General features: G+C 29.7%; 10 protein-coding genes and 2 tRNA genes. 9 read left to right on the top strand and 3 right to left on the bottom strand.

All coding sequences use genetic code 11. The annotated features are described in order from the left end of the window. Positions 1-19: 19 nt before the first annotated feature. The 7 genes from H8S20_RS04935 to H8S20_RS04905 all read left to right on the top strand — a co-directional run bounded on the left by H8S20_RS04935 (position 20) and on the right by H8S20_RS04905 (position 8,944). Positions 20-1,351: a PTS sugar transporter subunit IIC gene (locus tag H8S20_RS04935; protein ID WP_032117825.1), complete on the top strand. Its 1,332-nt coding sequence runs from the start codon at positions 20-22 to the stop codon at positions 1,349-1,351. 65 nt (positions 1,352-1,416) lie between these two features. Beyond that, on the top strand, positions 1,417-4,077 hold the full coding sequence (locus tag H8S20_RS04930) for a glycoside hydrolase family 38 N-terminal domain-containing protein (RefSeq protein ID WP_032117826.1): 2,661 nt from the start codon (positions 1,417-1,419) through the stop codon (positions 4,075-4,077). Positions 4,078-4,194: 117 nt separating this feature from the next. Beyond that, the gene (locus H8S20_RS04925; protein ID WP_032117827.1) at positions 4,195-4,962 is read left to right on the top strand and encodes a MurR/RpiR family transcriptional regulator; all 768 of its coding nucleotides are present in this window, start codon (positions 4,195-4,197) and stop codon (positions 4,960-4,962) included. 1 nt (position 4,963) lies between these two features. After that, the gene (locus H8S20_RS04920) at positions 4,964-6,250 is read left to right on the top strand and encodes a glycoside hydrolase family 125 protein (RefSeq protein ID WP_032117828.1); all 1,287 of its coding nucleotides are present in this window, start codon (positions 4,964-4,966) and stop codon (positions 6,248-6,250) included. Positions 6,251-6,471: 221 nt separating this feature from the next. Next, on the top strand, positions 6,472-6,762 hold the full coding sequence (locus H8S20_RS04915) for a FeoA family protein (RefSeq protein ID WP_081921684.1): 291 nt from the start codon (positions 6,472-6,474) through the stop codon (positions 6,760-6,762). A gap of 23 nt (positions 6,763-6,785) precedes the next feature. Further along, entirely contained in the window at positions 6,786-8,801 is a 2,016-nt protein-coding gene (gene feoB, locus H8S20_RS04910) for a ferrous iron transporter B (protein WP_032117829.1), read from the top strand. Beyond that, a complete protein-coding gene (locus tag H8S20_RS04905; protein WP_081921685.1) occupies positions 8,789-8,944 on the top strand; it encodes a FeoB-associated Cys-rich membrane protein in 156 nt (51 codons plus the stop codon). The genes feoB and H8S20_RS04905 overlap by 13 nt, the downstream gene beginning before the upstream one ends. A gap of 100 nt (positions 8,945-9,044) precedes the next feature. Here H8S20_RS04905 and H8S20_RS04900 read toward each other — a convergent pair. Together H8S20_RS04900 and H8S20_RS04895 are read right to left on the bottom strand one after the other, a co-directional pair. Then, a tRNA-Gly gene (locus H8S20_RS04900) sits at positions 9,045-9,118 on the bottom strand. A gap of 6 nt (positions 9,119-9,124) precedes the next feature. Then, positions 9,125-9,200 (bottom strand) — tRNA-Val (locus H8S20_RS04895). Positions 9,201-9,419: 219 nt separating this feature from the next. On the opposite strand from H8S20_RS04895, the gene H8S20_RS04890 reads away from it, so the two are divergent. Together H8S20_RS04890 and H8S20_RS04885 are read left to right on the top strand one after the other, a co-directional pair. Continuing rightward, positions 9,420-9,947 carry a putative immunity protein gene (locus H8S20_RS04890; protein WP_032117830.1) on the top strand — a complete coding sequence of 176 codons (528 nt, stop codon included), beginning with the start codon at positions 9,420-9,422 and terminating at the stop codon, positions 9,945-9,947. Between the two features lie 255 nt (positions 9,948-10,202). Next, positions 10,203-10,856, top strand: a complete 654-nt coding sequence (locus H8S20_RS04885) for an SIMPL domain-containing protein (protein WP_032117831.1) — start codon at positions 10,203-10,205, stop codon at positions 10,854-10,856. A gap of 60 nt (positions 10,857-10,916) precedes the next feature. Here the strand turns inward: H8S20_RS04885 and H8S20_RS04880 are convergent, their stop codons facing one another. Next, the gene (locus tag H8S20_RS04880; protein ID WP_032117832.1) at positions 10,917-12,662 is read right to left on the bottom strand and encodes an ABC-F family ATP-binding cassette domain-containing protein; all 1,746 of its coding nucleotides are present in this window, start codon (positions 12,660-12,662) and stop codon (positions 10,917-10,919) included. Positions 12,663-13,047 lie beyond the last annotated feature (385 nt).

The following is a 13,047-nucleotide window of genomic DNA, read 5'->3' as shown; positions in this document are numbered from 1 at the left end:
ATATTGAGGAGTGAGAATAATGTATAACAAATTTTTAGAATTATTAGAAAGGTATCTTTCACCAATAGCTGCTAAAGTATCAGCAAATCATGTATTGATGGCAATAAAAGATGCTTTTATATTAAGTATGCCTTTTACAGTAGTCGGTTCATTAACTGGACTTGTTAAATCTCAAGGAGATTATTGGTTTGCTCAATGGGGAGTTTCGCTAGATGGATTTTTAGGAAAGTTACTAAGTATATTTGGAAATATAAATACAGTTGCCATGGGGTTAGTTGGAATAATTATCGTTGTGGCATCATCATACTATTATGCTAGTCATTTAAAGCTGAACAATGATAAAGTAAATCCTATAATAACATCATTAGTTGCACTTGTAACGTATTTTGTAACAATACCAGATAAAATTACTGTTGGAACAGAAGTAGTTTCAGCATATACTATAAACTTTTTCAACTATGAAGGAATGTTTACGGGATTAATAATAGGTTTATTAACAGCTTACATATATTCAAAATTAATAAAATCAAAGTTTACAATTAAATTACCTGATTCAGTACCACCAATGATTATGAACTCATTTATGGCAATAGTACCATTCTTTGTAGTGCTATTATTATTCTCAACATTAAGAGTAGTAGTAGAAACTTTAGGATTCGAATCATTACAAAGGCTTGTAGCAGACACAATTGTAGCACCGCTATCAGGGGTTGGGACAGGCTTACCAGCAGTAATTATCGTAATAATTATAATGCAATTACTTTGGTTCTTTGGAATTCATGGATTCTCAATCATGTGGGGATTAATATCAGTATTATGGATGCCAATATTTATGGAACATATAGATATATACTTAAAAACAGGAAGCTTTGAATCAATAACTCAGGTAGCACCAAACACATTAAGTAATGTTTATGCAATGATAGGTGGATCAGGTTCAACACTAGCACTTGTTGTACTAATATTAATAGTGGCACCAAAGAGTTCAGCTGAAAGAGCAGTTGGAAAGGTTTCTTTAATACCAGGATGCTTTGGAATAAATGAGCCATTAACATTTGGATTACCAATAGTTTTAAATCCTATAATGTTTATACCTTTTGTATTTGTACCAGTAATAAATGCAATTATAGCTTATTTTGCAATTAATTCAGGACTTGTTACTCCATTAGTTGTATTAAACTCCGGAGCAGAACCAGTATTCTTAAATGTCTTAGTTTTAGCAGCATTTAAGTGGTCACCAGTAATTTTATATGCACTATTATTCGTATTAGATATGGTATTATATGCACCATTCTTAAAGTTACAACTTAAACAAAATAGTGCAAATCAAGAGACTGAAATGTCATTTTAATGTAAAGAGGACTAAGAGAATAAATACTCTTAGTCCTAAAATTATAGCAATAGAAGGTGAAGAAAATGAAAAATATACACTATATTAATCATACACATTGGGACAGAGAATGGCTAAGATCATCAGATACATATAGGATAAGAGCTGTATATATGTTTGATATGCTTATAGAAATATTAGAAAAAAACAGTGAATATAAGTACTTTACATATGATGGGCAAACTGCTGTTGTAGAGGATTATCTACAAATAAGACCTGAGAATAGAGAAAAAATAAGTAAGTTTGTTAAAGAAGGAAGAATATTTATAGGGCCTTGGTATACTCAACCTGATTTAGCTTTAGTTAGTGGGGAGTCATTACTTAGAAATTTAATTATTGGAAGTAACATTGCAGAGAATATGGGACATTGTATGGAGTGTGGATGGATACCAGATGCATTTGGACAAATTCAATCAACTCCACAAATTTTTAAAGAGTTAGGTATGAAATCACTTTTCGTTTGGAGAGGTTTCAACTATGAGTATACAGATGACTCGGTATTTTTATGGGAAGCACCAAATGGAGACAATATTTTAACTATACATTTTCCGCTTGGTTATGGATATTATAGATACCTACCAACAGATAAAGAGAATGCATATAAAGATATTATGGGATTTGTAGAGAGAGTTGAAAATAGATTTACAGATGGTGAAATATTATTAATGGGTGGAAGTGACCATACAAGGCCACAAGAAAGTATAGCAAAAACTATTAGTGAGCTTGAAGATATGGTTGGAAAAGATGGTTATACGATAAAACAATCAAACCCAGAGATATTCTCAAAAGAAGTTAAGAAAAAGCTTGAAGCTTCAAATAGAAAGCTTGAAGTATTTAAAGGTGAGGCAAAATCAGCTGCACTTGGAAGAATACATGCAGGTATAACTTCAACAAGAATGGATATTAAAAATGAAATGAAAAAATATGAGGTAATATTACCACTTGTAGTAGAACCAATGTCAATAATTAGTAGTACAATTGGCGGGAAATATGACCAATCAATAGCTAATTATTATTGGAAGACGATTTTTAAGAATCAGTTCCATGATTCAATATACTCATCTTCACCAGATTCTATAAATGAAACAGTTAAAAATAGGTTACTAAATTTAAGACATGGACTTAATGAACTTATGTGGTTAAATTTAAGAAGTTTAAAGGATAAGCTTGATTTTACAGCATTTAAAGAAAATGAAGAGGCTGTTGTATTATTTAATACACTTCCTTATAAGAGAGAAGATTTAGTATTATTAAATTTTATATGTAAGGATAAAGAATTTACATTAAAAGATGAAAATGATAATATAATTCCATTTGTTAAGGTAGAGCATATGGAAAAAATTAATACAGAAATTGAGCATTATAATGGAACTGACAATTATCATGATGCTGGTGAAATTCTTGAGGGTACAAAGTTTAATGTACAGGTAAAAATTAAGGGAGATATATTACCTAAAATGGGATATAAGGTAATTAAAGTTTGCTATGGAGAAAAGTTTGAGGAAGAAGTTTGTGGAACTGTTAAATTAATTGACGAAAGAACTTTTGAAAATAAGTTCATAAAAGTAAAAATTAATGATAACGGAACATTAAATGTTTTAAATAAAGAAAATAACGTTAGCTACGAAAATGTTCATTACTTTGAAGAAAAAGGTGATGATGGAGATGAATATAATTTCTCACCACCAGTAGTTGATAAGGTAATTACAACAAAAGAATTAACCCCATCTATTGAATTAATAGAAAATACAAGTTATGAGGTTAAGTTTAAGATTACATTTAATATTGAAACACCTTTAGAATGTATAGAACATAAAAGAACAGAGGAAATGGTTAACTCTACAATAAGTACTGAGGTTTCTTTAAAGGATAATTCAAAAAGAGTTGATTTTAGAACAACAATAGATAATAAGGCAAAGGATCATATTGTTAAGGCAATATTTGAGGATGTTGAGTGTAGTAAAGAAAGTCTTGCACAAGATCATTTTGGAACTATAGTTAGAAATAATGAAATCTTAGAGCAAGTTGGTCTTAAGAATGGGGCAACAGAGGAAGAACTTCCGATTTATCCAATGCAAAGATTTGTTAAGCTTAATAACACAAAAAATACATTTGCTGTACTTAGCAAGGGACCTTGTGAATATATGATTTACAACAATAAGGAGATCGCACTAACATTATTTAGAAGTGTTGGTAAGCTTGGAAAAGCTGATCTTTTAATAAGACCAGGAAGAAGTTCAGGATATAGATTAGATGCTCCATCATCTCAACTTTTAAAGGAATTAACTTTTGAGTATTCATTATTTATAGGAGAAAGTGAAAATATTGGGCAGCTATTCAGAGAAGCTAATATGCTTAATGTTCCTGTACCATCAAGACAGTTAAATATATTTAAAAGAGAAAAACATGAGGATAGGCCTTGGGAAAATTCAATATTAGAATTACCTGAAAATGTGGAATTGACTGCATTTAAGAGAGCTGAAAACAAAGATGGATATGTTCTAAGGATTTTAAACCCTGGCAAAGAAGAGCTTCACAATGTTAATATTAAAGTTAACTTTGGAGAAGGAAAAGCATATTTAAGCTCATTAAGGGAAAAAGCAGGAGATATTTTAGCTATGGATAATGGAATTATTACTATTCCATATATTAATAAAGAAAGTTTTGTAACTATAATAATAAAATAAGTTGGGATTATTATTTATAAATGTTAAAGTTAAGTATTTTTCTTATATTAAATTTTGTATAATGTTAGTATCGTATATTGTCGAAAGCTTTGATTTATAGGGAGTAGTGATTAATTTATGAGCTTATTAAAGATGTATCAAGAAAATGAGGAATACTTAACTAAAACTGAAAAACTATGCTTTGAAAATTTACTAAAAAATATTGATATAAAAACAGATATAACAATACAAAAAATTGCGGATGAAACAAGCGTATCAACAACAACGATATTCCGTATGATTAAGAATTTGGGATATGAATCCTTTAGAGATTTTAGATATGATTTACTATACTTAAAGCGAGAAAAGTTTCCTAATAGATATGATGATAAAAAGGATGCTTTAAGTACTATTTCTGAAAGCCTTGCAGAAACAGAGAAACTTTTAAGGGAGAGTAATATAGATCCAATAGTTGATAAGATAATTAATGCCAAAAGAGTTATGGTTTGCGGAAGTGGAATGAATAATTATATTGGTGGAATTTTAGAGGTGAAATTGAATTTATGCAATATTGATACTAAATATAGGGAAGATAGTTGGCTTATGTATTTAGAATCATCCAATCTAACTAAGGATGATGTAGTAATTATCTTATCAAAGACAGGAGAGACAAAATCCTTAATTGATATCGTGAAAAATATAAAATTAAATGGAGTAAGTGTAATTTATATAGGAGAGGTTGGATATTCAACAATAGGTGATTTAGCTGACTATAAGCTTTCAGTTGCAAAGGTTGAAGAAGAAGGAATTGATATGGATTCTAGACTCCAAGAACATTTTGCAGTAAATCTGCTAACTAAAAAGATTACTGATAAAATACAGGCTGGAAAACAGGAGAGTGTGTGAAGTGGAAGAAAATAAAAAGTTAGAGCAAATTAAAAAGAGTGTATATGAAATAGGAAATAGGTTAAGTGACCAATTAGAAGACGAAAAATTAAGAAAAATGTTTTATGATTGCTTCATTAATACAATAGATACTACAGTTGATGTAATGGATGATGATGCTTTTGTTATTACAGGAGATATTCCTGCAATGTGGCTTAGAGATTCTGCTTCACAAATAGAGCATTATCTACCGTTTGTAAATGAATATCCAGTACTAAATGACTTATTTCTAGGACTTATTAATAGATATGTTAAATGTATTAAAATTGACCCTTATGCAAATGCTTTTAATAAGGAAGCTAATGGGCAAAAATGGGACAACGATATTACAGAGGATAGCCCATGGGTTTGGGAAAGAAAATACGAAATAGATTCACTTTGTTATCCAGTAAGATTAATGTATAACTATTGGAGGGAAAGTGGTAATGATAGCTTCTTCGATAAGGATGTCAAGGAAGTTTTAGAAACAGTGATTGCTTTATGGACAGTAGAGCAAATGCATTTTGAAAGATCTAAATATAGATTTACAAGATTAAATTGTCCATACCAAGATACTCTTCACAATAATGGAATGGGAAATCCAGTTTCTTATACAGGAATGACATGGTCAGGGTTTAGACCTAGTGACGATGCATGTACATATGGTTATTTAATTCCTTCAAATATGTTTGCTGTTGTTGTTCTAGGATATATGGAGGAAATTTTTAGTGAGGTATATAAGGATGAAGCTTTAAAATTAAAAGCTAATAACCTTAAAATTGAGATTGAAGAGGGAATAAACAAATTTGGAATTATTCATCATGAAGAATATGGCGATATTTATGCTTATGAGGTTGATGGAAATGGAAACATTAATTTAATGGATGATGCAAATGTACCGAGCCTTCTTGCAATTCCTTATTTAGGATATAGAAATGCTAATGATGAGATTTATCAAAACACAAGAAAGTTTGTTTTAAGTACAAATAATCCTTACTATTACGAGGGAAGTGAAGCTAAGGGGATTGGAAGTCCGCATACTCCTGAGGAATATATATGGCATATAGCTCTTTCTATTCAAGGATTAACTTCACTTGATAAAGAAGAGAAGCTAGATATAGTAAATACGCTTGTTAATACTGATGGTGGTAGGGGACTAATGCATGAAGGATTTAATTGTAATAATTCTAATGAATTTACAAGAGACTGGTTTGCATGGTCAAATTCAATGTTTGCAAAGTTTATATACGACACTTTAATTAAAGCTTAAAGTTTTTAGTAGAGTGAATTAACAATAAATAATAAAAGTTCCTATGATGATGTCATAGGAACTTTTATTATTTATTTGCGGGTTACAGTAAAGAGAGTGAGAGAGAATAAGATTTAATTGAAAAATGTTATCAATTGTATTGACAAAGAATTAACTTATTGGTATTATAATATAAAAATGATATTCATTATCAGTTAAGTAAGTTTTTGAAGGAGATTACCATGGAAGGATTACTAAGTAGAATGTTTTTTTCAAAATCAAAAGGAAAAGACAAGACTATGTCAGCGATAGAAAATTTAAGCCAAGGGAAAGTTAATAAAGAATATATAATTACAGATGTAAAAAGTAATGATGAAGAGATGGAGAAATTTCTATTCTCACTTGGTTGTTATGAAGGTGAGATAGTTACTTTGGTTTCTATTTTAGGAGACACTTATGTAATCAAGATAAAAGATGGAAGATATAGCATAGACAAGCAGTTAGCATCAGCTATAAGCGTGAAAAATATATAAAATAATAGATATGGGGGTAAATTATGAAGATAGCATTAGCTGGAAATCCTAATAGTGGTAAGACTACTTTGTTTAATCTTATTACAGGTAGAAGTGAAAAGGTTGGTAACTGGGCAGGTGTTACCGTAGATAAAAAAGAAGGTACTATAAGAAAATCATTAATGAAAGATGGAGATTCGATAAAAATAATAGACCTTCCAGGGGCATACTCTATGTCTCCATTTACAAGCGAAGAAAATGTAACTAGGGATTTTATAAAAAATGAAAATCCAGATGTTATTATAAATATAGTTGATGGAACAAACTTAAGCAGAAGTTTATTCTTTACAACTCAGTTATTAGAATTAGATATACCAGTTGTAATCGCATTAAACAAAACTGATTTAAATAAAAAGCAAGGAACTAAAATTGATGTAAAAGTTTTAGAAAAGCTTCTAGGATGTTCAATCGTAGAGACGGTATCAATAGCTAATAGCAATAATGGAATAGAAGCTCTTATAAAGAAAGCTATAGAAGTTAAAGGAAATAATCAAAAAGCGCCTTTTAATGGACAAGGTGTTGATTTATCAAATAAAAAAGAAGTAGAAGAAAATGATAAAAAGAGATATGACTTTGTTAAAGGTATAATATCAAAGGTTGAGAAAAGAAGTAAAGATGAAGATAAGATAAAAAGGCAAGATAAGGCTGATAGAATATTAGCTCATAAGTGGCTTGGACTTCCTATATTTGCAGCAGTTATGTGGGCGGTTTTCTCAATATCTCAAACATATTTAGGACCATTATTTGCAGATATTCTTGTTGGAGGCGTTGATCAAATTTATGCCTTTGTAGAGAAATTACTAGGGGATAGCGTATCACCTTTACTAAGCTCAATATTATTAGATGGTATTATTGGTGGAGTAGGAGCTGTTATAGGATTCTTACCATTAATAATGATATTATTCTTCTTAATTGCATTATTAGAAGATAGTGGGTATATGGCTAGAATAGCTGTAATCATGGATAGATTTTTCAAGAAAATAGGATTAAGCGGAAAAAGTATTATTCCAATGATAATTGGTACAGGGTGTGCAATACCAGGGATAATGGCTACTAGAACTATAAAAGATGAGAGACAAAGAAGAACAACAGCAATGTTAACTCCATTTATGCCATGTGGAGCAAAGCTTCCTGTAATTGCTTTATTTGCTGGAGTATTTTTCAACGATGCTGCATGGGTTGGAACGTTAATGTATTTCTTAGGAATATTATTAATAATTATAGGTGCATTAATTGTTGTTAGAATTACAGGCGATAAGAGGTCAAATTCATATTTCATTATGGAACTTCCTCAATATAAAGTTCCAAGTATAAAAAGAGCTACAGTTTCAATGTTTGAAAGAGGAAAAGCTTTCATAGTTAAGGCAGGGACAATTATATTACTTTGTAACACAGTTATACAGATTATGCAAAGCTTCAACTGGCAATTCCAATTAGTTGCAGAAGGTGCAGAGAACACTAGCATATTAGCTACAATAGCTTCACCATTTGCATTTATATTAATACCATTAGGATTTGGAGTGTGGCAATTAGCGGCAGCAGCAATTACTGGATTTATAGCTAAGGAAAATGTTGTAGGAACTTTAGCAGTTGTATATTCAATAACTAACTTTATAGATGTAGAAGAATTAGCCTTAGTATCAGGGGTTTCTGAAGTATCTCAAGTTATGGGACTTACTTCAGTAGCAGCACTTTCATACTTAATGTTTAACTTATTCACACCACCTTGCTTCGCAGCTATTGGAGCAATGAACTCAGAGATGGAAGATAAAAAGTGGTTATGGGGAGGAATAGCCTTCCAATTTGCTACTGGATATACTGTTTCGTTCTTAGTTTATCAAATAGGAACATTAGTAACTACAGGTTCACTTGGAACTGCATTTGTTCCTGGACTTATAGTAGTGGCAGTTATAGCATCTATAATTATATACCTTATGAAAAAGGGTAGTGAAAAGGCTGCTAGTAATGGTGAAAATAAAGGTGCAGCATGGGAAATGTAATTGTATTATTAATAATTATACTTATATTAGGATTATCAATTAGAAAAGTAATTAAAGAGAAGAAAAAAGGTTCTAAGTGCATAGGATGTCCACATAGTAAGGAATGCTCAAAAAATAATGGAAATATAACTATAAAAAAATAAAGTTAAACTAAAGGGCTGTAACAGTAAGTTAATTACTGTCGCAGCCTTTTATTGTTTCGTACGTATAAAAAAAGTAGCTTTTAATAAGCTACTTTAACTGTGGAGCGGGTAGTGGGAATCGAACCCACCTTTCCAGCTTGGAAGGCTGGAGTATTACCGATATACGATACCCGCATATTATGGTGGAAACAACAGGGATCGAACCTGTGACCCTCTGCTTGTAAGGCAGATGCTCTCCCAGCTGAGCTATGCTTCCGTATTTATTATGCTTGTCCTGATTACAATAATTATATTATAATATTCCTCTAAATTAGTCAATAATTTTTATATAAAAACAATAAAAAATTTTAATATATTTTTGTAGTTTTAGATAATATTAATTTAAGATATAATAAGGAAAAGAATAGTAATATCCTAATGCTTATATTAGGAAAGTTATTTAGAGAAGATAAATTGTATTAATAGGGGGAAAGTAATGGCTAAGTTAAGAAAAATGTTAGGCAATATCAATGATGAGGTTATAGTTAAATTAATGAGAGTGATAGAAACACAAAGTAAGGAAACTATATCATTATGGGCAGTCAACTATGTAGAAAAAAATATACTTAATATATATGAAGAAGAAAGTAATGACCAATTAAGGTTAAGAGAAGTAATATCTGCAACAAAGGAATATTTAAGTGGAAATATTAAGCTAAAAGAAATAAAAGAAGCTTTAAGAGAAGTAAAAGCAATTCCCAAGGAAGTAGAAGAAAATCCAGTTGCACAAGCTTCAGCTAGAGCAATTTTAACTGCTTGCGGAACTGTTCAAACACCAACAAATGCGTTAGGGTTTACATTTTATGCAGTGGCAGCTATAGTATATAACCAAGTTGGCTTAAAAGAAAAGATAGAAACTTATGACGAACTTGCAGCTAATGAGTTTGTTAAAGTGTTAGAATCATTACAAGAGGTAGCTGTAGAAAACGAAGTTAATCCAGTTAAGATAAGTTGGAATTGTTAATATATAATAAAACTATTTTTAGTGAAATAATTGAATATGACAATAAGAAAAATAACTATATTGCTATATCTATAGAAGATACAGGGAGTGGTATTACCTGCAATATGTGATTATAAAGCTAATTACATAACTTATAAAGACGGTATCAGTAAAATGGTAAATATAGGTATGGCAGATTACTATAGTGTACAACAAATATATAAGATAGAGAGAATTTATAATAAATAAATTTATTATATTTAAGGGGGAAAGGGTATGGAGAGGTTAATTACAGTTAAAGGAATTGCTAATATAAAAGTTAAACCAGATTTAATAGTTATTACTATGAATTTAGTATCACATAAATATAATTACGATGAAACTATGAAGCTTGCTGCAGAATCAGTAGATGCATTAGAAAGAGCTATAGAAGAAGTAGGTTTTAATAAGAAAGATTTAAAAACTACAAGATTCAATATTACAACAAATTATACAAATTATTATGATGAAAATAATAAGTATAAAAGTAAGTTTGACGGATATAAGGCCGAGCAAGACTTAAAGCTTCAGTTTGATTTAGATATGGAGCTATTATCTAAGGTGCTTACAGCTATTGCTAAGTCAAAGGTAGAGCCAAGATTTAATATAAGATTTTCTGTAAAAGATAAAGATGTAATAAATGAAGAGCTTCTTATTAAAGCAACTGAAAATGCAAGAAGTAAAGCAGAGATTTTAACTAAAGCATCAAGGACTACTCTTGGGAAATTAGTAAACATAGACTATAGTTGGAGTGAGATAAATATTTATTCTAAAACAAATTACGAAATAGAAAATAAAAGTTATGCTATGGAAGAATCATATGCACCAAGTATTGAACCAGATGAAATAAATGTAAGTGATACTATAACTTTTGTTTGGGAGATAAAATAATAGCAAGTATGAAAAACCTCGACAATACACAAATGTATTGTTGAGGTTTTTACTTATTGGCTAATTTTGTAGTAATTTAATAATAGGTTCTAATTCTTCAGATAAAGATTGTGCAAGAAGAAAATCATTATCCCTTAAAGCTAATTCTATTTTTGTCTCAAGTGCTTTTTTCTTTTCTTCATTTTTTAAATAGTGCTTATCAAAATGATTAGCATAAATTATATCTTTGAAATGATTGATGTTTATTTTTCTAATCTTTTTATCTTTAATAAGTAAAACATAATCCATACAGTTTGCTATAGTATAGTAATCATGAGAAACCATTAAAATAGCACCTTTATATCTTTTTATAGCTTTTTCTAAAGCTATTTGTGAATATGTATCTAAATGACTTGTAGGTTCATCAAGAAGTAATAAATCAGCTCCAGTTTCAGAAATTTTAGCTAGCTGAAGTAGATTTTTTTCTCCACCAGATAAAGTTCCTATCTTTTGATTTAGTAATTCTTCATCAAAGTTATAACCTTCTAGATATTCTTTAATATCATCACGGGTTTTAAAACCAATATCAAAGAATTCTTCAAATATTGTATTAGAATAATTTAGCGTTTGACCTTGAAGTTGAGATAAATAACCTATTTTAATATCTTTATCTATTTCTATAGAAGGATCATCGTTTTTAATTATTCTTTGGAATAGTGTAGTTTTACCTGTACCATTTGAACCAACAATGGCTACTTTATCAGTGGATTTAATCTCAAAGTTAATATTTTCTAAAAGTACTTCATCAAAAGCAACATTATAGTCATTAACTTTTAAAACAGTTTTTTCTTCAACTTCATTAGCTGTAACAAAGATTATGTTAGGTTCTTTAATCTCTACAAATGGAGCTTTAATTCTACGCTCTTCTAATCTTTCTTTAATTTTAACCCTAGCTCTTAAAGTTTTTCCTCTAAACTGTTCAGCATTCTCAGTTGCTAGCTCTCTTAATTTATCTATTAATATTTCAGTTCTCTCAATTTCTTCAGTATCAGCAGCAGCAAGCTCTTGTAGCTCGATTTTTGTTTGAAGTAATGAGAAGTTATACTCGATATAGCCTCCATCAAACTCTTGTAGTTCCATATTTTCAAGGTGAATAATTTTATTGAAACAATGATTTAATAGGTATCTATTATGGGTAACAACTAAAGTTGTTCCTTTATGAGAATTAATTAGGTTTTTAAGAGCATTTAGATTTGTAAAGTCTAAAAACACATCAGGCTCATCCATAATAAGTAGGTCTGGACTAGTTAGCATTGCTTTAATTACTTGAATAAGCTTAAACTCTCCACCACTAAGTTCAGATATATTTAGGTATTTATACTTAATTAATTCTATAAGATTTAGTTTCTTATCAATAATGTTTTCGAAATCATCACCATTAATAGCTTCAAATGCATCTAAAGCTTGTTGATATTTTTCAAGTAAAATATCAATATCAGAAGATGTTTCCATTTCAGTACATATAGCAGTTATTTCATTTTGTAATTTTAGAAAATCCTCTGCTAGGTATTCAAAAACTGTGATTTCTTTTGTTTTATCTAATTCTTGGAATTGACGTACATATCCAATTCTACAATTTGGATCAATTTCTAAAGAACCATCATACATATACTTTTCTGGATCCATAATTATATCTATAAGTGTACTTTTTCCACTACCATTTGTTCCGATAAAGGCACAATGCTGGCCATCTTCTAATGTAAAGGAAATATTATTATATAGATTTTTTTGTGGAAATGAGTAGGACAAATTATCAACTTTTATCATGTTAGTACCTCGCTTATCGCTAAAAAAGAGCCTATCAAAATAAGCTCCCTAATATTATTATCTTATGAATTGAAATTTTACGCTTTATTTTTACGTAGTAAAAAATTTTATTGGTTTTAATAAGGAAACTCACTACTCACCTGTGTTCGTAGGAGTAAGTTCAGTTGACTAAATCGAAGATTTAGAACTTCACTTATTGATAGCATAACACCTTTTTTGCATAAGTTCAATCATTTCATATTAAGTAGAAAAAACTGTCATAGTATGCACTTATAACTTATCATATAGGTGTATTTTTATTTATATATAAAGTAGCAAATTATATCGAAAACTTAGATTGAAAAAATTAAAATTAATTACCATAAATATAAAATAATATTACTTT

It is taken from the genome of Clostridium hominis (assembly GCF_014287825.1).
Taxonomy (GTDB): Bacteria; Bacillota; Clostridia; order Clostridiales; family Clostridiaceae; genus Clostridium; species Clostridium hominis.
This window is presented reverse-complemented; position numbering and strand designations above follow the sequence as displayed.

Bases quoted from the DNA above. Each gene is read 5' to 3' on its own strand.
- H8S20_RS04935 (WP_032117825.1), top strand. From the start codon at position 20: ATGTATAACAAATTTTTAGAATTATTAGAAAGGTATCTTTCACCAATA.
- H8S20_RS04930 (WP_032117826.1), top strand. From the start codon at position 1,417: ATGAAAAATATACACTATATTAATCATACACATTGGGACAGAGAATGG.
- H8S20_RS04925 (WP_032117827.1), top strand. From the start codon at position 4,195: ATGAGCTTATTAAAGATGTATCAAGAAAATGAGGAATACTTAACTAAA.
- H8S20_RS04915 (WP_081921684.1), top strand. From the start codon at position 6,472: ATGGAAGGATTACTAAGTAGAATGTTTTTTTCAAAATCAAAAGGAAAA.
- feoB (WP_032117829.1), top strand. From the start codon at position 6,786: ATGAAGATAGCATTAGCTGGAAATCCTAATAGTGGTAAGACTACTTTG.
- H8S20_RS04905 (WP_081921685.1), top strand. From the start codon at position 8,789: ATGGGAAATGTAATTGTATTATTAATAATTATACTTATATTAGGATTA.
- H8S20_RS04890 (WP_032117830.1), top strand. From the start codon at position 9,420: ATGGCTAAGTTAAGAAAAATGTTAGGCAATATCAATGATGAGGTTATA.
- H8S20_RS04885 (WP_032117831.1), top strand. From the start codon at position 10,203: ATGGAGAGGTTAATTACAGTTAAAGGAATTGCTAATATAAAAGTTAAA.
- H8S20_RS04880 (WP_032117832.1), bottom strand. From the start codon at position 12,662: ATGATAAAAGTTGATAATTTGTCCTACTCATTTCCACAAAAAAATCTA.